Origin of the sequence: Pseudoclavibacter sp. RFBJ3 (assembly GCF_002931375.1) — a bacterium.
Taxonomy (GTDB): domain Bacteria; phylum Actinomycetota; class Actinomycetes; order Actinomycetales; family Microbacteriaceae; genus Pseudoclavibacter.
On sequence record NZ_PSXZ01000014.1, the window covers coordinates 28,771 to 49,958 of the forward strand.

Annotated in this window: 17 protein-coding genes; 1 reads left to right on the forward strand and 16 read right to left on the reverse strand. The window is 69.1% G+C overall.

Going from position 1 to position 21,188, the window contains the following annotated elements:
* Nucleotides 1-8 precede the first annotated feature (8 nt).
* The 9 genes from C5E07_RS13620 to C5E07_RS13665 form a co-directional block, all read right to left on the reverse strand.
* Nucleotides 9-1,112 (reverse strand): sugar phosphate isomerase/epimerase, encoded by a 1,104-nt coding sequence (locus C5E07_RS13620; protein WP_104299924.1) that lies wholly within the window; start codon nt 1,110-1,112, stop codon nt 9-11.
* Nucleotides 1,109-1,504 carry a DUF6379 domain-containing protein gene (locus C5E07_RS13625; RefSeq protein ID WP_104299926.1) on the reverse strand — a complete coding sequence of 132 codons (396 nt, stop codon included), beginning with the start codon at nt 1,502-1,504 and terminating at the stop codon, nt 1,109-1,111. The genes C5E07_RS13620 and C5E07_RS13625 overlap by 4 nt, the downstream gene beginning before the upstream one ends.
* Nucleotides 1,505-1,534: 30 nt before the next feature.
* Nucleotides 1,535-3,121 carry a GMC oxidoreductase gene (locus C5E07_RS13630; RefSeq protein ID WP_104299928.1) on the reverse strand — a complete coding sequence of 529 codons (1,587 nt, stop codon included), beginning with the start codon at nt 3,119-3,121 and terminating at the stop codon, nt 1,535-1,537.
* Entirely contained in the window at nt 3,118-3,912 is a 795-nt protein-coding gene (locus C5E07_RS13635; RefSeq protein WP_104299930.1) for a TIM barrel protein, read from the reverse strand. Before C5E07_RS13635 ends, C5E07_RS13630 begins: the two co-directional genes overlap by 4 nt.
* Before the next feature lie 72 nt (nt 3,913-3,984).
* Entirely contained in the window at nt 3,985-5,286 is a 1,302-nt protein-coding gene (locus C5E07_RS13640) for a DUF6379 domain-containing protein (protein WP_104299932.1), read from the reverse strand.
* 871 nt (nt 5,287-6,157) lie between these two features.
* The gene (locus tag C5E07_RS13650; RefSeq protein ID WP_104299937.1) at nt 6,158-7,660 is read right to left on the reverse strand and encodes a DUF6379 domain-containing protein; all 1,503 of its coding nucleotides are present in this window, start codon (nt 7,658-7,660) and stop codon (nt 6,158-6,160) included.
* 15 nt (nt 7,661-7,675) lie between these two features.
* Nucleotides 7,676-8,512: a carbohydrate ABC transporter permease gene (locus tag C5E07_RS13655; protein WP_104299939.1), complete on the reverse strand. Its 837-nt coding sequence runs from the start codon at nt 8,510-8,512 to the stop codon at nt 7,676-7,678.
* Between the two features lies 1 nt (nt 8,513).
* Nucleotides 8,514-9,488 (reverse strand): carbohydrate ABC transporter permease, encoded by a 975-nt coding sequence (locus C5E07_RS13660; RefSeq protein ID WP_104239793.1) that lies wholly within the window; start codon nt 9,486-9,488, stop codon nt 8,514-8,516.
* Between the two features lie 51 nt (nt 9,489-9,539).
* A complete protein-coding gene (locus tag C5E07_RS13665; RefSeq protein WP_104239794.1) occupies nt 9,540-10,832 on the reverse strand; it encodes an ABC transporter substrate-binding protein in 1,293 nt (430 codons plus the stop codon).
* Nucleotides 10,833-11,024: 192 nt separating this feature from the next.
* Between C5E07_RS13665 and C5E07_RS13670 the strand changes: the two genes are divergently transcribed.
* A complete protein-coding gene (locus C5E07_RS13670; RefSeq protein WP_104239795.1) occupies nt 11,025-11,963 on the forward strand; it encodes a LysR family transcriptional regulator in 939 nt (312 codons plus the stop codon).
* A gap of 786 nt (nt 11,964-12,749) precedes the next feature.
* Here C5E07_RS13670 and C5E07_RS13680 read toward each other — a convergent pair.
* The 7 genes from C5E07_RS13680 to C5E07_RS13710 form a co-directional block, all read right to left on the reverse strand.
* Entirely contained in the window at nt 12,750-14,063 is a 1,314-nt protein-coding gene (locus C5E07_RS13680) for an acetyl-CoA C-acetyltransferase (protein ID WP_104299941.1), read from the reverse strand.
* A complete protein-coding gene (locus C5E07_RS13685) occupies nt 14,060-15,082 on the reverse strand; it encodes a fumarylacetoacetate hydrolase family protein (protein WP_258063956.1) in 1,023 nt (340 codons plus the stop codon). The genes C5E07_RS13680 and C5E07_RS13685 overlap by 4 nt, the downstream gene beginning before the upstream one ends.
* Nucleotides 15,079-16,140: an amidohydrolase family protein gene (locus C5E07_RS13690; RefSeq protein ID WP_104299945.1), complete on the reverse strand. Its 1,062-nt coding sequence runs from the start codon at nt 16,138-16,140 to the stop codon at nt 15,079-15,081. Before C5E07_RS13690 ends, C5E07_RS13685 begins: the two co-directional genes overlap by 4 nt.
* Nucleotides 16,137-17,270: an FAD-dependent monooxygenase gene (locus C5E07_RS13695; protein WP_104299948.1), complete on the reverse strand. Its 1,134-nt coding sequence runs from the start codon at nt 17,268-17,270 to the stop codon at nt 16,137-16,139. Before C5E07_RS13695 ends, C5E07_RS13690 begins: the two co-directional genes overlap by 4 nt.
* Nucleotides 17,271-17,358: 88 nt before the next feature.
* On the reverse strand, nt 17,359-18,417 hold the full coding sequence (locus C5E07_RS13700; RefSeq protein WP_104299950.1) for a cyclase family protein: 1,059 nt from the start codon (nt 18,415-18,417) through the stop codon (nt 17,359-17,361).
* Nucleotides 18,414-19,403, reverse strand: coding sequence for a fumarylacetoacetate hydrolase family protein (locus tag C5E07_RS13705; protein WP_258062980.1), 990 nt, complete (start codon nt 19,401-19,403; stop codon nt 18,414-18,416). The genes C5E07_RS13700 and C5E07_RS13705 overlap by 4 nt, the downstream gene beginning before the upstream one ends.
* A 294-nt stretch (nt 19,404-19,697) precedes the next feature.
* Nucleotides 19,698-20,453 (reverse strand): SDR family oxidoreductase, encoded by a 756-nt coding sequence (locus C5E07_RS13710; RefSeq protein WP_219820084.1) that lies wholly within the window; start codon nt 20,451-20,453, stop codon nt 19,698-19,700.
* Nucleotides 20,454-21,188: the final 735 nt, after the last annotated feature.

Consider the following 21,188-nt stretch of genomic DNA (forward strand, 5'->3'; position numbering starts at 1 on the left):
CCCGGCGGTCAGCTGCGTACGGGCAGCGCATGGTGGGCGGCGAGGATGCGGCGCGCCTCGGCGGGGTCGGTGATCATGCGCGATCCCGCATCCACTGCCGCGGAGCGCTGCACGGCGTGCTCGGCGCGGATGATGTCGAACGGGCTCTGCCAGTGGTTCCAGTGCCAGCCCTCGTACTCGCTCGAGACGGCGCCGGAGTAGCCCTGCTCGACGAGCAGCGCGATGAGCTCGCGGACGGGAACCGAGGGCTCCTCCCCGTTCTCGTCGATGCCGAAGAACTTGCCGTGCACGTGCTTGACCCACGGCATGATCTCGAGCCAGTCCTCGACGCGGGCCGGGCCGAAGAGGCCGGTGCCGTTGATGGCGAAGTCGATGCCGAAGTCTGGACGGCCGTGCTTGGCGGCGAGGCCGATGAACGAGCCGAAGCGCTTGCCGTGCACGCCCTGGTCGGCCGGCGGGCCCTCGGCGTAGTAGCCGTCCCACAGCTCGACGAGCTCGGCGAGCAGCTCCTCCGAAGCGCCGCGGCGGCGGTAGGCCTCGACGGCCGATGGGGCGAACGCCTTGGTGGTGGCGCCCCAGTCGGCGGTGAAGCCGAGGAACGGGGAGCCGACCTGCTCGAAGCGGTCGCGCAGCGCGAGGATGCGCGGGTGCGAGGCGTACTGGTCGGCGTGCACCTCGAGCGCGAGGGTCACGCCGTGCTTCTCGGCGATCGGCGCGAGCTGCTCCATCGAGTCCGGCGTGATGGAGATCTGCACGCGGGCGACGGGGAAGCCGAGCTTCGCGGCCGCCTCGATCTGGCGCGTCATGTACTCGACGAGCTCATCCTGCGACAGCAGGCGGTCGCGGTGGATGCCGATGTCGGCGTTGACCGCGAGCGAGGTGCGCACGAGGTCGAGCTCCTCGACGAGGTCCGAGAACCAGCCGGCGAACTCGTCGGTGATGTTCGGGAAGCCGCGGATGCTCGAGAAGCCGATGAGCTCGAGGCCCGGCCCGAAGCCCTCGGCCGCGACCTTGCGGAGGAGGCCTTCGAGGTCGTACTCGCGCCCGTGGAACGCGCGGGTGAAGCTGTACAGGGTGACCCCCTGGATGGGGGTGCCGAGCTCGCTGCTCATTCGGAGACCGCCTTCATCGTCTTGGAGTTGTGTTCTTCGATGCGGAGCACCCCGTGGTCGGTGATGATGTACGGGATGTAGAGCTTCAGGTCGACGTCGACCGTGTGGTCTCCGTCTCCCGCCGTGATGGGGATGTCGCCTTCGACGACAACCGAGTCGGTCGGGAACCACCACTCGCTCGTGTCGCCGGCGAGCTCATCCGGTGCGTAGGTCCTGCCGTTCATGGTCCAGCGCAGCGACTCGAGCGGGGCGGCGATGCCGTCGACCGAGAGGCCGAACTCGGAGATGCAGGATGCGGGCAGCGAGCGGTACCAGGGCAGGCGCACCTCCACCGAGGTGCGTGTGCCGTTCGTCTTGAGCGTGTCCTGCTCGATGATCCGATCAGGAATCATGGTGGCCTCCTAGCCAGTTGTCAGTCATGGTCAGTGCTCGGTCGTCTGCGACGCGAGCGCTGGTGCGGTGGTGAGCCTCGCCGCGACGTCGCGGGCGCCCTTCACGGCGAGCGCAACGCTCGTGAGGGTGGGGTTGCAGGCGGTCGAGGTCGGGATGACGCCGTTGCCGGCGACGTAGAGCCCCGGCACGCCCCAGACCTCGCTCGTCGGCGAGCAGACGCTCTCGCCGTCGTCGGTCTCGCCCATGCGGGTTGTGCCCTGGTAGTGCAGGGATGCGCCGAAGGGGAGGCGGATGACGCGCTCGTCGAGGGGTTCGCCGACGGCGTCGCCGAGCACGCGCAGCTCGGCCTCCGCCGCATCCATCACCGCTCGGTCCTTGTCGGTGGCGGTGTAGTGGATGCGCACGGCGGGCATCCCGTAGCTGTCCAGGTGCCCTTCGGTGAAGAGCACGCGGTCGTCGCGCTGCAGCTCCTTCGCGCAGAACATGCCGAGCCCCACGATGGAGCCGGGGATGACGGCGTCGTCGACCGCGACCGGCACGGGGGACGCGTCGAGCTGCATGATCTGACCGTGGAACGGCTTCGCGTCGGTGTACGGCACCCAGCTGACGCCACTCGTCTCGCTGATGGCGCCAGCGGCCTTGTCCTGCACCGCTGTTGCCGATGCCCCCGGCGCTTCGATGCCCGTGATCCGGGCGGCGAAGACGACCTGCGACTGGTCGTTGAGGTAGCGGCCGAGCGCGTCAGGTCGGATCCCGGAGGCCCACAGGACCTGCGGGGTGCGGAGCGCGTCGGCGGCAACGACGACCACTCGGGCCGCGACCACGCTGAGCTGCGCTGCGCCGGCCTCGCTGAGGTCGCGCACCTCGACTCCCGCGACCGCGCCGTCGTCGCCGAGCACGGTCCGGGTGACGAGGGACTCATCGAAGAGCTCGAAGTTGGGGTTCTCGCGCGTCACGTCGCCGAGGACGACGTCGGAGCCCGACCAGACGAGGCGCCCGTCGTCGCGGCGCCGCACGGCGAGCGGCATCCGCTGCACGCGGGCGGCAGGCTCGCGGCCCCCGTCGACCACCGGCGAGAGCCGGTCGCGGATGAGCTGACTGAAGGGGGCCCCCTCGAACGCATCGGTCGTGACGCCGAGCAGGCGCTCGGCCTCGCCGAGGAGTTCGTCGAGCTCGCCCGTCGCGTCGAGGAAGCCGATGCGCTCGCTCTCGCCCGGGCGCGGGCAGGCGCCCGTCCAGTGGGCAGACATGCCGCCCACATTGCTCGACATGGCCGCGACGGGCATCCCGTCCCCGCCGTCGACCGAGAAGTCGCCGTCGGGAAGGATGTACGTGCCCGGGCGCGACTGTCGCTTCCCCTGCGCGAGGGCGACGGGGCTGTTGAGCTTGGAGGCCGCTTCGCCCGGCCCCTCGGAACGCCGCTGGGCGGAGCTCCGAGCTTCGAGGTCCTCGATGTTCTTGACGTGCGCGCCTGGCGGGTTCGAGACGGTCGGCCCGACCTCGAACATCGCGATGCGCAGCTCGGGTGCCGTCTCGCTCAGGATGCGCGCGTAGCTCGCGCCGGCTGGTCCGCTGCCGACGATGGCGACGTCGACGCGCTCCGGGTAGCGGCTCATGCCGACGCCGCGGCTTCCTTCACGAAGGCCACCGATGCCGCCGACTCCGTGGTCGGGTAGTACTCGAGGCCGACCGGGCCGTCGTAGCCGGATGCACGGAGCACCGAGAACTTCTCGGCCCAGTCGAGCGAGCCGCTGCCAGGCTCGCCGCGGCCCGGCGCATCCGCCAACTGCACGTACTTGACGATGTCTCCGGCGTTGGCGAGCTCGGCCGCCATGTCCTCGCCCTCGACGGCAGAGTGGTAGATGTCGTAGAGCACGCCGAAGTTCGGGGAGTCGACGCCGCGGGCGACGTAGACGGCCTCCGAGGTGCGGTCGAGGAGCGAGCCGGGGTGGTCGACGCGGACGTTGACCGGCTCGAGCACCAGCGTGATGCCGGAGCCCTCGATCTGGGTGATGGCCTTCTCGTAGATGGCGATGAGCTCGTCGAGCTGCGTCTGACGCTTCGAGCCGCCGAAGCCCGTGCCGCTGCCGACGACGATGCGCGGGCAGCCGAGGTCCTGCGCGATGGCGACGCCCTCGTCGAGGCACTGGTAGAAGAAGGAGTGGTCCTTCGGCGGGATCATGAACTGCGTGCGCGGCTCGGCGAGCTGCGCCGTGAGCTGCGTGCCCGTCTCCTCCAGCGCCGCCTTGAGCGCGGGGAGGTCCTTGGGCTTGGCGGGTGCATCCTTGCCCGTCGGCCCCCACATCTCGACGGCGTCGAAGCCGGCAGCCGAGGCGGCGCGGACTCGGTCGTGGTAATGGCCGGCTTCGGTGAAGAGGAGTTCGATGTTCGGTGCGAGCTGGTACATGGCTGGTCCTTTGCGGGGTTCGAAGAGTGAGGGGTCGACGCGTGGAGGTCGAAGCCCGAGGCGGGCGATGCGCTAGAGGCGATCGGCGAGCTGACGGATGAGGGAGTGCTGGCGGCGAACCTGCTCGATGGAGCGCCACGGTTCGCGCTCGCCCTCGTATTCGCTCGAGAGGTAGCCCGTGTACCGGGCGTCCTTGAGGGCCTTGAGCACCGGCTCCCAGGGGATCTGCTGATCCTCGAGGCGCTCGTCGATGTCGTGGAACTTGGCCTGGATGAACACGACGTGCTCGATGATTCCGGCGATGTCGGCCGGGTCGACGCCGATGCCGTCGAGGAAGTCGGGGCGCTTGCCCGGCAGCTCGCCCGGACGCAGCGGGATCGGCCGGTCCTGGAAGATGCCGGTGTCGAGGAGCAGCCCGAAGTGCTTCGTGCCGGTGCGCGTGATGAGCGCGATGTAGTCATCCACGACCTCGTGCTTGATGGGCGTCGGCGAGTGGATCTCCGGGCAGATGATGACGTCGAGTTCCTCGGCGAGGGGAAGGCTCAGCTCGACGGCTTCCGTCCAGCTGTGGTGCGGCACGAGGTCGCTCGTGACGACCCCGATCTTCGGGCGCACGAACCTGAAGCCGAGCCGCTTGGCAAGGCGCAGGTCGCGCTGCAGGATCTCGGCGCCCTCCGCCGCGGTGAGGTCGCGCGCCTGGGTTCCGCTCGAGAAGAGCCGCGTGTCGATCCAGGAGCCGTAGTTCGTCGGCTCGAGCGAGTACTTGTCGAGCAGCGCGAACCACTCGTCGACCCACTCGTCGCTCGGGTTGGGGTAGTTGGGGATGTGCCCCTCGCCGAGGATCTCGACGCCGGTGGCGCCGAGGTCGGCGATCGAGCGCAGCGCGGTCTCGAGGTCCATGACGGTGCCGTAGTCGCCCATGTAGCTGTAGAGGGAGACGCCGTATGCGAACTGGGCACCTTCTGCCTCGGGCGTGAGGGTGACGTGCTTCGTCACCTGGTAGCGGCTTGGCTGGTGCTCGAGCGGGATGTACGACATCCGCAGGCGCAGGTCGACCGAGAGCTCGTGCACGCCGTCCGGCAGGCCACCCTCGAGGGGGACGGTGACGGTGGCGGGCTCGTCGAGCTGCCAGCGCACATCCTTCGACACCCACAGCTCCTCGAGCGTGTACGTGTTCCCCTGGAGCGTCCAGAGCGGGACGGTCGGGTCCACGTCGACGACGCCGGGGATCTCAACGCCGACCCCGTCGATGAGCGAGGCCGCCATGCCGCGGTACGACGGCATGCGGAGCTGGAACTGGAATCCGGTGACCGTGTCGTCCTCGCGCACGTTGCGGAAGCCGACGGACTGGATGAGGTCTCTCTCGAGAAGCATCGTTGCTCACTCTCTGTGTCTGTGCGTCCACTCTACGCACTTATGTCGGTTTCAGTCATAAGAAAGACTGATGCGCGCCTTAGGTGCTGCGGATGCGGGCGGGCCGGCCGCAAGAGCGGCGCCCGAGCATCCGGAATCCGCCGCCGCACGGCCGCCGCACGGCCGCCCTCGCCTCAGTCGGTCCGCACACCTGGGGCTTGTGCACCTGCGGGCACTCTTCTGCCTGCGCAACCCCCAGGTCTGCGCAGCACCCCGCCCACGCCCGCGCGCCCCCATCCACGCGCCCACAGACCTGGGCCCTGCGCAGCTTCGGGCACCCCTCCGCCTCCACAACCCCCAGGTCCAAGCAGAACCCCGCCCGCGCGCCCACAGACCTGGGCCCTGCGCACCTTCGGGCACCCCTCTGCCTCCACAATCCCCAGGTCTGCGCAGAACCCCGCTCACGCGCCCACAGACCTGGGCCTTCCGCACCTGCAGGCACCCCACCGCCTGCACAACACCCAGGTCTGCGCAGAACCCCGCCCACGCACGCGCCTCCCCGCGCCCACGCGCCCACAGACCTGTGCCTTCCGCACCTGCAGGCACCCCTCCGCCTCCACAACCCCCAAGTCTGCGCAGGTCCCTGCCCGCGCGCGCGCCCAGCAGACCTAGGCCACGCGCACCTACGCGCGCCCCACAGCCTGCACAACCCCCAGGTCTGCGCGACGCCCGAGACCACACATCCCTGCACCTCCACCCACTCCCCGCGCACCCCGCGCACCCTGCGCACGCCACGCACCCTCCAAGCGCAGATGTGGGGGTTGCGCATGTGAATCAACGGATTCACGTGCGCAACCCCCACGTCTGCTCAGCTCAGAGCGCGGCTGGCGGCTCAGGCCAGCGCCTGCACCTCCCGCATGCTGCGGCGGATGAGCGCGTGCTGGCGCTGCACGAGCACAAGCGGGTCGACCTCGCCGAGGTCAGCGAAGGCGTGGCCCTCCCATTCGCTCGACATGTAGCCGGAGAAGCCGCCGCGCACGAACTCCTCGGTGATCGCGCGGTAGTCGATCGCCGGCTCGTCGCCGTGCTCGTCGATGTCGTAGAACTTGGCGTGCACGTGCAGGATCTGCGGCATGATGTCCGACCACTCGCGCACATCCACGCGGCCCTGCATGTTGAAGGACAGGTGCGCGAGCGAGCCGAGGATGCCCGGGTTGATGCCCCGCCCCTCGAGGTACGCGATGAACGCCTGCTGGCGCTCGCGCATGGGCACATCGGTGCGCCAGATCTCCTGGAGCTTCTCCACCGCGGCGTCGTCGAGGCCGCGCTTCTTCACCGAGCGCAGCAGCGTCGGCGCCATGCTGTGCATCGTCGACGAGAAGTCGGCGACGAAGCCGAGCAGCGGGGAGTCGAACTCCTCGAAGACCTCGCGCACCTTCACGATGGGCTCGGCGTTCGGCCCGAGGGGAGCGTGGATCTCGTAGCCGAGCTTGAGGTTCAAGCGCTCCGCGATGGGCAGGATGCGCCGCAGCAGCTCCGGTTTCGCGCTCTGGATGCGCACGAGCGGGAAGTCGAGCTTCTTCGCCGACTGCAGCAGCGTCTCGGTGAACTCGAACTCCTCATCGAGGCTCATGTCGCGCGACCGGTTGCGGCCCATGTCGAGGTTCGCGCCGAACGAGCTGGCGTCGAAGCCGTACTTGTCGAACGCGCTGCGCCACTTCGCGACAAACTCGTCGGAGACGTGCGGGTACGTGGGCACCATCTGGGATGCGACGATCTCGATGCCCGGCCCGACGCCGAGCTCGGCGACGCGCGCCAGGAGGGAGTCGAAGTCGTACCAGCCGGCCGCGAACTCGGCCGTTGCCGAGTAGAGGGTGAGGCCGAGCTTGAAGGGGTCGCTGTCGCGGGGCTCGGCGAACTCGCCGAGTGCATCCGCCGCCGACGCCTCGAAGTACGGGGTGGTCGCAGCCTCGACGGCCTCGCTCGCGACGAGCGTGCGGGTCACGTCGACGTGGTTCGGGACGTAGAGGCCCGGCTCGATCTCGCTACCCGGCTTGATCTGCATGTACGGCAGTCGCAGGTCGGCGACGAGGCGGACCTCGTGCTCGCTGCCGTCCGCGATCGGCTCGTCGAGTTCGACGACGAGCCGCGGGCGGTCCTGCAGGAACCACAGCACCTCCGACTGCTCGGCGATGTCGTCGAGGCGGTAGCTCTCGCCCCGGTGCTCGAGGCGCAGCTTCGAGGCGTCGATCGCGGCGCCGTCGATCTCGAGCGCGAGGCCCGTGACCGAGGAGAGCCACACGCTGCGGTACCAGGGCAGCTGCAGGCTGAGCGCTGCGCCATCCGGGTGGGGGAAGAGGCTCTGCTCGCTGAGCAGGGTGTCTTGCGTTGCCATGTGGGGTCTCGATTCCTAGTGCTTGAGTCCGCCTGCGAAGCCCTGCATGAACTGCTTCTGGGCGACGAGGTAGAAGATGAGGATCGGCACCATCGAGATGATGACGATGGAGAAGATCTGGTTCCACTGCGAGACGAGCGCGCCGACGTAGTAGTACATCGCCACGGGCAGCGTCTGGAAGTCGGAGCCGCCGAGGAAGATGAGCGACGTGAAGAAGTCGTTCCACACGATGAGGCCGGCGAGGATCGCGACCGTTCCGGTGGCCGGCGCCATGAGGGGCAGGATGATCTGGAAGAACACCTGCGTGGGGCTCGCCCCGTCGAGGGCCGCAGCCTCCTCATAGTCGGTGCCGAGTCCGCGGAAGAAGTTGGCGTACAGGAAGATCGCGAGCGGGAGGAGCATCCCCGTGTAGAGCATGATCATGCCCCACAGCGAACCGGTCAGGCCGAGCGCGCGGGCCCCCATGTAGAGGGGAACGGTGCCGAGCTGCGTGGGCAGGATGATCGCGATGAGGAAGATGTAGTACGACACCTGGGTCCAGCGGCGGGTGCTGCGCGTGATGACGTAGCCCGCGAGCGCCCCGAGGATCACCATGCAGACGATCGTGCCGCCCGTGATGATGATGCTGTTGAGCAGGCCGATGAGCACGTTCGACTGCCCCGTCGCCGTCATGACGTTGGCGAAGTTCTCGACCGTCCACGTTGCGGGGAGCTCGGTGGCCGACGTCGAGAAGACCTCCTGGTCGCTCTTGAACGCAGTGATGACGAGGAAGTAGAACGGCAGCAGGAACACGATGGCGACGAGCCAGACCGCGACTTCCCTGATCAGCGTGAACTTGGTGTACCTGAACATGTCAGCGTCCCTTCTCGGGGCGTTCGGCCGTGAGCTTCTGCTGGAGGACGGCGAAGATGAGGATGATGACGGTGAGGATGAGCGCGAGCGCCGCTCCGTAGCCGAAGTTGCCGAGCGAGAAGGTCTGCTTGTAGACCTCCGTCGCGAGCGTCTCCGTGGCGCCTGCCGGCCCTCCGCCCGTGAGGGCCATGACCTGGTCGAAGATGCGCAGCCCGTTGACGAGTCCGAGCGTCGTCGCGATGGCGACGGCCGAGCGGATCGAGGGGAGCGTGATGTACCAGAAGCGCTGGAGCATGCTGGCGCCGTCGATGGCGGCGGCCTCTTCGATCTCGACGGGCACACTGGCGAGGCCGGCGATGTAGATGACCATCGTGAAGCCCGTGTTCTGCCAGACGATGACGATGAGGACCGCCCAGATCGACCACTGCGGGTCTGCCAGCCAGGCCTTCTGGTATTCGGCGAAGCCGAGCATCCCCAGGAACGCGTTGAGCGGGCCGTTGAACTCGAAGATGAACTTCCAGATGTAGGCGACCGCGAGCGGGCTGAGCACCACCGGCATGAAGAACAGGGTGCGGAGGATGTAGCGCGTCTTGAGCCCGCGGTTGAGTGCGAGGGCCAGGATGAGGCCGGCGATGTTGGTGAGGATGACCGAGCCGAACGCGAGGAACAGCGTGTTGCCGACGGCGCCGATCTTGCTCGGGTCGGCGAAGATATCCGCGAAGTTGTCGAACCCGACGAACGTGAACGAGCCGATGCCAGACCAGTTCGTGAACGCGAAGAAGCCTCCGGCGGCCGTCGCGGCGTAGTGGATGAACGCCACGAGCACGAGGCCGGGCAGCACCCACCACCAGTGACCGAATTGGAGAAGGGGACGCCCCTTGCGGGGGAGGGCGGCTTTCTTGCCACCCTCCCCCGTGGGCGACTGGTCTTCAGCAGCTGACTCGGTCTTGCCGTCGCTGTGCAGTGTCGCAGTCATGAACTGGCTCCTTTGCTACGTGTGGATGCGGTGGGTGCCTGACCTTGGAGGTCAGCTGTCCCAGGCCGCATCCATTGCCGAGAGGACGCCGTCGACCGTGGTCTGACCGGTGAAGAGACCCTGGACGCCCTTCTGCAGCTCGTCGTAGACGGCCTGGTTCGGCCAGAGGCTGTTCGGCAGCGGCGTGTAGGAGCCGTCGGTGAGGACCTGCTCGACGCTGGCGTACGCGGAGCCTTCGAATTCGTAGTTCTCGATGCCGGAGACGGGGAGCGCGCCGGACACGTCGGAGAAGAGCTTCGCGCCCTCATCGCCCGCGACCCAGTCGAGGAACGCCTGGGCGGCTTCCTGCTTGTCGCTCGCCGCGTTGATGGAGAGCGAGTAGTTGGAGCTGGCGAGCACGTACGGCTTGCCGCCGTCAGCGGACGGGAAGGGCTCGATGGAGAAGTCGAGGTCCGGGTTGGCCTCGGCCAGCTCGTTGGCGGAGGAACCGGGGAGGAAACCACCGAGCGACGTGCCCTGCGTGATGTTGTTCGTGATGACGTCGAAGCCAGCACCCTCGGCACCAGGCTGGAAGCAGCCCGCATCCTTGAGGTCGATGATCGTCTCGAGCGTGTCCTTCCAGCCCTGCGAGTCGGCGAAGGTGACGTCGCCGGCTTCGCGCTGCTCGTTCCAGTCGGGGGTCTCCGCGTAGACGCGGGTGGCCGAGATCGACATGGCGGTCATGCCCGTGTTGGGGCCTGCGGCTCCGGCGATGACGATCATCGACTTGCCCTGCGAGGTGAGGTCGCCGCACTTGCCGATGAGCTCGGCCGTGTCGGCGGGGTAGCTGGTCACGCCAGCGGCCTCCGCCGAGGAGTTGCTGTAGACGAAGCCTGCGACGGTGAAGTCGACTGGCTGCGCGAGCACCTGGTCCTCGTAGGTGTAGAGCGCCTCGCTGCCGTCGGGGATGACACCGGATGCGGTCTCGCCGAGGGGTGCGAGGAAGCCCGCCTCGCCGAGGCTGAGGACCGCCTGGCCCTGGCCCGATCCGGGGGCCGTCTGGATGACGTCCGGGGCGTTGCCCGCCTGGAGCTGCGTGCGGAGCGTCTCGCCGTAGCGGTCGTTCGGCTGCGGGTTGAGCGTGATCGTCACGTCGGGGTTGGCTTCCATGTACGCATTCGCGAGCGCCTCGTACGGGTTCTCGAGGTTGTTCGAGGTTGCGTAGGTGAGGGAGAACTCGGTGGCGCCGCCGCCTGCGGTGTCGCCGCCGCCGCCGCTTGCGCAACCGGAGAGAGCGAGGACACCGGCAACCGGGAGGGCGAGTGCTGCGCTGAGGCGCATCCGCTGGTTACGGGAGTGAGACATTTTTTGCCTTTCTTGACAGCGTTGTCGAAGATCCTCCGGCCGTACCGGAGCTGGGTTCAGTCTGGCAGGCTTGTGCGCAAAACACACATAAGTAGTTGCGATGCTCCGCATAACTCACGGCCCGGAACCCGCCGAGCGCATCACCGAGACGGATATGCTGGCGCCACACCCCCGATCCGGAGGCACAACGACGTGACCACAGAAACACCGCTCTCCAGGCTCGACCTCAACCTGCTCGTCTCACTCGACGCCCTCCTCACGGAACGCAGCGTCACCAGAGCGGCAGAGCGACTGCACCTCAGCCAACCCGCGCTCAGCGCATCCCTCGGTCGTCTTCGCACGCACTTCAACGACAAGATCCTCGCCCGCACCGGCAACACGTACGAGTTGACGCCCCTCGCCGTGCGCCTCAGCGAACTCACCGCCACAGCCCTCGACTCGGCCAGGCGCGTCTTCGACAGCCAAGCCGAATGGAACCCGACGCAGTCGACCCGCGAGTTCACGGTGCTCGGCTCCGACTACGGCTTCGCGACCATCGGCGCCGCCGTCTCCAAGCTCGCCGCCGAGACCGCCCCAGGCGTGCGCTTCCGGTTCCGGATGCACAACCCCTCCATCGTCGAGGACGCCATCGCGCAGCTCCGCTCGGTCGACGCCATGATGATCCCCCACGGCTTCCTCAGCGACCTCCCCTACAACGACCTCTTCACCGACGAGTGGCGCATCATCTGCACCGACGACAACCCGCACGTCGGCGAGCAGATCACGATGGAGAACATCGCCGAGCTGCCATGGGTGTTCAACTACCTCTCCCGGTCGGCGTTCACCTCGGCGAGCAGGCAGATCCGCGAACTCGGCATCGAGCCGACCGTGGCCGCCGTCGTCGAGGGCTTCCACGTGCTCCCCCACTTCGTCGAAGGCACCAACCGGCTCGCCCTCATGCAGAAGCGGCTCACCGACGTGCTCATCCCGAGCGAGGGATTCCGCGTGCTCGAGCCACCCTTCGACGCGACCCCCATCTCGGCCGCCCTCTGGTGGCACCCCACCCACAACAGCGACCCCGAGCACGCGTGGATGCGCCGCCTCTTCGCGCAAGCTGGCGAGGCCATGCAGGCGGAGGTCGGCGCGGCGTAGGCGGCAGGCCGGCGCGGCGGCGGCGCGGCGGCGCGGCGGCGCGGCGGCGCGGCGGCGCTCATTTCGGGATGGCTTCCACGCACGCAGATGACTTGCAAGCCATCCCCAAGCGCGAAAACCATCCCGAGGTTCGCTCGCCAACGTCAACCGCGCGGCAACTCCTCGGCATGGGATCCTCACCTCGACGCAAGAAGGCCACCCGCACGAAGCGCCAAATCCATCCCGAGACTTGCTCAGCCACTCCGCCAGCACCCGCCCCCATTCTCGGGATGGCTTCCACGCCTACAGATGGCTTGCAAGCCATCCCGAAGCGCGAAACCCATCCCGAGGTTCGCTCGCCTAGGTCAACACCGCGCGGAAACGCCTCGGGATGGGATCCTCACCTCAGCGCAAGAAGATCACCCGCACGAAACGCGAAGGCCATCCCGAAAATCGCTCAGCCACTCAGCCACTCAGCCAGCACCCGCCCGCGGTCTCGAGATGGCTTCCACGCACGCAGATGGCTTGCAAGCCATCCCGAAGCGCCAAAGCCATCCCGAAACAGGAGTAGTCAGCGGATCGGCGGAAACACGGGGCAACGGGGCACCCCGTCAGCGCGCCGCGGACCAGCGGACCAGCGTCAGTTGGGCTGCCGCCAGCGGATCGGCGGATCGGCGGATCGGCGGATCGGCGGATCGGCGGATCGGCGGATCGGCGGGTCAACGGGTCAACGGGTCAGCGGGTGACCGGATCGGCGGATCGGCGGATCGGCGGGTCAGCGGGTGACCGGGTGACCGGGTCGGCGGGTCACCGGGTCAGGATGAGGGCGTCGCCCTGGCCGCCTCCGCCGCAGAGGGCGACGGCAGCCGTGCCACTGCCTCGGCGGGCGAGCTCGTGCACGGCGTGCACGACAACTCGGGCACCGGATGCTCCGATCGGGTGGCCGAGGGCGATCGCGCCGCCGTGCGGGTTAACCACCTCGTCGGACACACCGAGCTCGGCTTGCGACTGGACGACAACCGCGGCGAAGGCCTCGTTGATCTCGATGTGATCCAGCGAGGAAGCGGCGATCCCCTGCTTCTCGCAGGCGCGGGCGATTGCGCGGGACGGCTGCGATTGCAGCGACGCGTCAGGGCCGGCGACCTGGCCAGCGGCGCCGACCACGGCGAGCACGCCGTAGCCGTGCGCGTCCGCGAAGGCGCGGGTCGTGAGCACAACCGCCGATGCACCGTCGGAGATAGGCGAGGCGTTGCCGGCCGTGATGGTGCCGTCTGCCGCGAAGGCCGCCCGGAGCCCGGCAAGCGACTCAGCCGTGGTCGAGGGGCGGATGCCCTCGTCGCGCGTCACTCGCACGGGCTCGCCGCGGCGCACCGGCACGTCGACGGGGACGATCTCGGCGTCGAAGAGGCCAGCATCCACGGCCGCAGCGGCACGCTGATGGGAGCGCGCGGCGACGGCGTCCTGCGCCTCGCGCGTGATGCCGAGGCTCGTGTTGTGCTGCTCGGTGAGCAAGCCCATGCTCTGGCCGGAGGCCGCATCCGTCAGCCCGTCGTGGGCCATGTGGTCGAGCGCCTCGACAGAGCCGTAGGCCCAGCCTTTGCGGGAACCGGCGAGGAAGTGCGGCGCCTGGCTCATCGACTCCATGCCGGCTGCGACGACGAGCTGCGCATCGCCCGTCTTCAGCAGTCGAGCGGCGTCGATGACGGCGGTCAGGCCCGAGAGGCACACCTTGTTGATGGAGGCGACGTGCGCCGAGGCCGGGATGCCCGCGGCGAGCGCCGCCTGACGTCCAGCGTTCTGCCCGACGCCGGCGGACAGCACGTGCCCGATGAGGACGGCGTCGACCAGCGAGGCGTCGATGCTGGCCTGTGAGAGCGCACCGCCGATCGCGGCGGCACCGAGCTGCGGAGCGGTCAGCGTCGAGAGCTGCCCGTTGAGCTTGCCCTGCGGGGTGCGCGCGGCGGCGACGATGACGATGTCGCTCGGACTCGGAACGCTCGTCTTCCCGGCCGCGGAAGGACCGCCCGCGCTGTCGTCGGGGCCGCCGACTTCGCCGCCGATCGCACCGCTCCGGAGCGAGCCGCCTGCGTCCAATCCGTCGTCTCGGTTCGTGCTGCTCATGCGCTGACGCGTCCTCTCGTTCGTGCCCGCGACGCCGCCCGGGCGCGCGGGACCGGCACGGCTTCCACGGCCGCGCCGATGACATTGCTGACCTCGCCGATGCGCTCGACGCGCAGCTCGACGACGTCGCCCTCCGCGAGCGGGGGTGGAGTGAGCGTGCCCGCGCGGCCCCACAGCTCGGCGAGGCACCCGCCATTGCCAGCGGTGCCGGAGCCGAGCACATCGCCAGGCACGACCCGTGAATTGCGGGACGCGTAGACCAGAAGCTGAGGGAAGGACCAGCCCATGTTCGAGAGCAGGTCGCTGCCGATCAGCTCGCCGTTGACCAGCACCTGCAGCTCGAGTTCGAGGAAGCCGTCGGCGTCGTGTGCGTCCGAGAGCTCGTCTGCGGTGACGATCCACGGGCCGAGCGTCGCGGCGAAGTCCTTGCCCTTGCAGGGTCCGAGGCGCACCTTCATCTCGTGCGACTGGATGTCCCTGGCCGACCAGTCGTTGAAGACGCTGTAGCCGAAGACGTGCCCGGCGGCGCTGGCCTCGTCGAGGTTCGCCCCGTCGCTGCCGTCGACCGCGCCGACGATGACGGCCACTTCGAGCTCGAAGTCGAGCCGCTGCGTCACCGGCGGGCGGATGCTCGCCCCGCTGCCCACAAGCGAGTGCGGGTTCGTGAAGTAGAAGGTTGGGGCGTCATACCACTCGGCGACGACTCCCGAGTCGCCGTCGATGGACTTCACGACGCCCTCGACGTGCTCCTCGAACGCCACGAAGTCGCGCACGCTCGGCGCTTCGATGGGCGCGAGGAGTTCGACGTCGGACACCGACGGCGCGAGGCCGAGCGAGCCATCCGCCCAGGCCCGCTCGATGAGCGAGGTCGCGGCCGCGTTGGCGCGCTCGAGCCCGAGCCTCGTCGCGCCGAGCACGGTGAGCCCGTCGGCAAACGCGAGCAGCCGGTCGCCACCCTCGTGCGCGACGACGACCCCGTCGTGGGTGCTGCCGTCGTGCATCCACCTGGCGTATCTCACCGGGTCGCCTCCACGGTGTTCCAGACGCGAGGCAGTCGCGCGGCGTTGCCGAATAGGACCTGCGCCTCGTCGTCGACGCCGAGCTCCGCGTCGTGCACCCGCTCGACGGGGTTCTCGACGCCCATGTCGAAGGGGTAGTCGGAGCCGAGGAGCACCCGGTCGGCACCGACGGCGGCGACGAGGTTCCGCAGCGCGTCGGGCGTGTGCACGAGCGAGTCGAAGCTCAGCTGCCGAAGGTACGTGGACGGCGCGCGCAGGCAGGTGCGCGCCTCGGGCCGAACCTCCCAGGCGTGGTCGGAGCGGCCGATGAACGTCGGCAGGTAGCCGCCGCCGTGCGCCGCGATGAGCACGAGGTTCGGGAAGCGGTCGAGGACGCCGCCGAAGATGAGGTGCGAGATCGCGGCCGCGTTCTCCGCGGGCTGGCCAACCGTGTTGGAGAGGTAGAAGCGGTCGAGGCGCTCGTCGAGGCTGCAGCCGAACGGGTGCAGGAACACGATGGCCTCGAGCTCCTCGGCGCGGCGCCAGAAGTCGTCGAGCCGTTCGTCGCTGAGCTCGACGTCGCCCGCGAACGACGACAGCTCGACGCCGGCGAGGCCGTTGGCGAGCACGGCGTCTTCGAGTAGCTCGACGAGGCGGTGCGGATGCTGGAGCGGCACGAGGCCGAGCCCGCGGAGGCGGTCGGGAGCACCGGCGACGTGCGCGGCGATGGCCGCGTTGGCCTCCTTCGCCGCCCAGACGGCGAGCTCCTCGCCCGCCCACGGGTAGTAGTGGCTCGGCGAGGGGGACACGAGCTGCATGTCCACGCCCTGCGCATCCATGACCGCGAGGCGCTCTTCGAGCGAGACGAGCTTCGGGAAGCGCGACTTGATCATGGCGCCCGAAGCGGCGAGGCTCTCTGGCCCGTTGCGCTTGGCTTCGAGCTCGCCGGCGGCGGCGAAACCCTCCGGGTCGCGTCCCTGAACGGCGCCCTGGAGTGCGGGGAGGAGGAGGTGCGCGTGCACGTCGACGATCTGGCCGGCAGCGCCGGAAGCACGGCCGGGAACGGTCGCGGCGGTCATGCCGGCACCGCCACGAGCTGCGCGACGCCGCCCATGAGGGCGGGCACGTTGCCGTCGCGCTTGCCGTCGAGCTGCCACTGGCCGAGGGTCGTGGACGCCTCGACGACGTGGGCCGCGCGAGGGAGACGGCGGGCGTGGAAGTCGTCCCAGAACGGCTGGTCAAGCTGCTCGCGCTCAAGCAGCATCGTGGCGAGCACGAGCCCGTCCTCGGCGGCCTGGGCCGCGCCCTGCGCGATCGTGGGAGGGCAGCTGTGGGCGGCGTCGCCGATGACGACGACCCGGCCGCGGTTCCATGCGTCCGGCACGACGTGCGAAGTGAAGAGCGTGTAGTGCACGCGGGCCGACTCGGTGAGCGAGTCCCGGATCTCCTGCCACGGTCCGCCGTAGCTGCCGGCGAGCTCGCGCATGATCTCGACGCTCTCGGCGGGCGTGAGGCCGCTGCGGTCCTGGGCCTTCTCGACGAGGTACGCGTAGATGCTGTTCTCGCCGGTCGGGCAGTAGCCGGCGATGAAGCAGCGGCCGCCGTAGTAGAGGTCGGTGTGGGTGACCTCGGCGGGGCGGGCCACGAAGGCGCGCCAGATGCCCATGCCGGTGCGCTCGGGCTTCGTCTCGATGCCGATGAGCGATCGGGTCGGCGAGTTGAGGCCGTCGGCGCCGATGACGAGGTCGACGCGCGACGTGTCGCCTGCATCCGTCGTGAGGGTCACGCCGTCGGCGTCCTGCTCGAGGCCCGTGACCGTGGTGCCGTAGTGGATGCGCGCACCGACTTCGAGGGCGCGCTCGGCGAGGATCTTGGCCAGGTCCGGGCGGTACATGCCGGCCGTCGCGGGGTACTCGGGGCCGCCCGTGCGGGTCTCGGTGAGGCTCGCGATGACGGTGCCCGCTGGGTCGGGGGCGCGCATGCTGACGTCGTCGAACGAGTAGGACTGCTCCTGGATGCGCTCCCAGACGCCGACCTGGTCGAAGACGCGCAGGGCGTTGCCCTGCAGGGTGATGCCGGAGCCGAGGGCCGTGATCTCGGACTTCGCCTCGTAGACGTCGACCTCGACTCCGCCGTCGGCGAGGATGATCGCGGAGACCATGCCCGCGACTCCGCCTCCGACGATGGCGACCTTGGAAACTGCACTCATGATGGTCCTGCTTTCTGCGTCTGCGTTGACGATGAAGGTGTCTGGGTCAGCGGCGGCGGGGTTGCCTCTGAGATGGACGAGTGGGTGCTCAGCGGATGGCGATGGGGTTGACGGGCGACCCGACGGCCCCCGTGATGGGCAGCGGCGGTGCGACGAGGAGGAAGTCGTACACGCCGTCGGCCTGGCACGCGGATGCGAGGGCTTCGAGGTCCCACATCTCGCCGATGGTGAGTCCCATGTTGGGGATGACCACCTGGTGGAGGGGCTGGAAGGCCTCGTCGAACTCGTTGGGGCGCACCTCGAAGCCCCACGTGTCGGTCGCTATGGCCGCGATCTCGGAGCGGTGCAGCCAGCCGGCCGTCGTGAACGACAGCCCGGCGCTCGGCCCGCCGGCGTAGCCGTTCCAGCCGTCGCGTTGCGCGCGAGCGTAGCGGCCAGTGCGCACGAGCACAATGTCGCCGCGGCCGACCGCCGCCGTGGCGCCCTGCGCGTGGATGCACGCTTCGAGGTCAGCGGTCGTGATCGCGTAGCCGTCCTCGAGCTCTCCGCTGTCACGCAGGTGCCTGCCGAGGTCGAGGAGCACGCCGCGGCTCACGATCTCGGCCGCTGTGTGCTCGATGCCCGTCACGAGGTCGCCCTCGCTCGTCACGACCTCGCCCGATCGGCGGCCGTTCCACGCGTAGCCGTGGTCGAAGATGTGGCCGAGGCCGTCCCATTGGGTCGAGCACTGCAGCGGCATGGCGATGACGTCGTCGGCCCCGCCGAGACCGTGCGGGAACCCCTGGTTCGCGAGCTGCGCATCCGTGCCCGTGTCGAGCATCGTGTGCACGGGGTTCGTGCGGCGCCGCCACCCCATCTGGGGGCCGTTCATGTCGAAGGGCTGCGAGAGCGAGAAGCTGCGGCCCGCGCGCACGAGCTTCGCCGCGGCGGCGCGCTTGGCGTCGTCGATGAAGTTGAGCGTGCCGATGCGGTCGTCGTCGCCCCAACGGCCCCAGTTGCGGAAGGCCTTCGCCGCGCGGGCGACCTCGGTGGTGGGGTCGGTGCGGTCGAGCTCGGCAGGGTTCGCGGTTGGGGCTCCTGTGACTTCAGGGGCTCCCCCGGCGTCGGCGGTGCCTGTGGTGTCGACAGTGCCAGTGAGGGAGGTCACGAGGAGACCGCTTCTGCGCGCACCCGCGTCGTCTGCGTCCCGAGACCCTCGATGACGCTCACCATGACGTCGCCATCACGGAGGAGGCGGCCGTGCACGATGCCGTTGCCGGCCGGGCTGCCGGTGAGGAGCAGGTCTCCGGGGAGGAGCGGCATGGTCTCGGATGCGGCCGAGATGAGCGCGGGGATGTCGAAGAGGAGGTCGTCGCTGACGGCGTCCTGCATGGTGTCGCCGTTGAGCGTGAGCTTCAGCGTGAGCGAGTGCGGGTCGGTCACGAACTGCGCTGGCACGAGGAAGGGTCCCGTCGGGAGGAAGCCCGGCGCGTTCTTGCCTCGGTACCAATCCGTGCCGATCTCCTTCATGTCCTTCCGGAAGATGAGGTCGCGCGTCGAGATGTCGTTGACGATCGTGTACCCGGCGACGTGGCCGAGGGCATTTTCGCGGGAGACGCGGTGTGCACGCTTGCCGATGACCACGGCGAGCTCCAGCTCCCAGTCGTGCTGGTCGCTGTAGCCGGGCAGCTCGAGCTCGGCGTCGACACCGGCGACGGCCGTGGGGAGGCCGATGAAGAAGTACGGCTCGCCGTCCCTGGCGCGTGCATCCATCATCTCAGCCGCCCACTCGCGCAGCTCCTCGATGGGGCGCGGGTCGTTCTTCGCCCGGCCGGCGGCGACGAGGTCGATGACGTGCGTGCGGTAGTTGGCGCCCGTCTGCAGCACCTGGCGTGGCTCGACGGGTGCTTCGAGAGTGACGTCGTCGAGGGCGAGCCAGTCGGCGCCATCGCGTGCTGCTGCGAGCTGCGCGAGGCGGTCCCACGAGGCGGGCGCTTCAGCGAGGAAGTCGTTGAGGGAGTCTGCGCCGAGCTCCTCGCTGCTCAGCGGGCGGATGCGGCCGGCCGCGACGAGTCCGAGCTGCGGCTTTCCCTCCCCCACGCTGAAGCGGGCAAGAGCGAAGTCGGCGGTCAGGCCTTCGGACGACGATGTCACGGTTGGTCTCCAATTCACGACGCTTCGGTGCGTTCGTGACATAAGTCAACCGTGTCCGGCGCCATCAGCCAAGCGGGGATCCGTTATCCAGGGCATCAGGGCTGGTGATGGGGCAGCTCACGCTCTCGATCCAGGGGCGAACGTCGACGATCCCCTCCGGCAGAAGGTCTCTTCGAGTCGAAACGAAAGCGGGCGATTCGGCACTTGGGATCGGCCCACTGGCGAGGATTCTTCTCCTCGCGGGCAAGGGCCCACCCAGGCGAGTGAGCCTGCCTGCGTCTGCCTTTGGTGAGATCAGCTGATCGCGCGGGCGATCGGGAGGCCGACGCCGTGCGAGGTGAGGCCGCCGTCGATCGCGAGCTCGGCGCCCGTCACGAATGATGTCTCGGGCGCGAGCAGGCTCGCGATGACGTCGGCGACCTCGGCCGCCGATCCCGTCCGGCCAAGCGGTGTCAGCTCGATGTTGATGTCGCGGAACACCGCCGAGGCGCTCGCCGTCATTGGCGTCTCGATGTACCCGGGATGCACGATGTTCACGCGGATCCCCCGCGGCCCCAGCTCCATCGCCGCGGTCTTCGTGATGCCTCGCAGCGCCCATTTGCTCGCCGCGTACGCCACCGCGTAGTGGGCCGTGACCGCTGCCGCGGAACCGACGTTGACGATGGATGCGCCGCTCGCCATGAGCGGGGCGAGCGCCTGGATTCCGAGGGCTGGGCCCGTCGCGTTGACCGCGAAGGCCAGCTCGAAGTCCTCCGCAGTTGCTGCCTCGAGCCGGGCACGCCTCGTGATGCCGGCCGCGTTCACGAGACCCGCGAGCGCGCCGGTGGTCGCGGCGAGCTCGGCAAGCGACGCCCAGCCCTCCGGGTCGCGCACATCGAGGACAACGCGTCGCACGCCCGACGGTTGGGTGACATCCGCGGGCCATGCCAGGTCGGCGGCGATGACCGGGACGTCGCCCTCGAGGAGCCGCTCGACGACGGCCGCGCCGATGCCGGAAGCAGCCCCCGTCACGACGACGGCTGCGGCGAACGCGCTGGTGGTCTCAGGCACGGGGCTCCTCTCGGCGCGCGGCTCTGCGCATCCACCTCAACTCAAGCAGGGAGCGCGGCAGGCGGACAGCGGCAATCGCTGATCCGGCCCATCCGCCCCCTGGATGCGACGGCGACGGTCACGGCCAGCCCCGATTCGGGATGGGTTACACGCCTCGGGGTGGGTTGCAACCCATCCACAAGCGAGGAACCCATCCCGAGACCGCAGTGGGCAGGCAGCGAAACGAAGGTGGGCTGGGAAGGCAGACAAGGAATCCATCCCGAAACGGGTGGGCAACCAGGCCACGCACCGCCACCTCAACCTTCCGGGATGGGTTACACGCCTCGGGATGGGTTGCAACCCATCCGGAAGCGCGAAACCCATCCCGAAACCGCAGTGGGCAGGCAGCGAGACGAAGGTGGGGGTGGGAAGGCAGACGAGGAATCCATCCCGAAACGGGTGGGCAACCAGGCCACGCACCGCTACCTCAACCTTCCGGGATGGGTTACACGCCTCGGGGTGGGATGCAACCCATCCGCAAGCGCGAAACCCATCCCGAAACCGCAGTGGGCAGGCAGCGAGACGAAGGTGGGGGTGGGAAGGCAGACGAGGAATCCATCCCGAAACGGGCGCAGCCAGACAACGCGCCCCACCTCAGCTTCTCGAGATGGGTTACACGCCTCGGGGTGGGATGCAACCCATCCGCAAGCGTGCAACCCATCCCGAAACTGCAGTGGGCAGGCAGATGAGGGATCC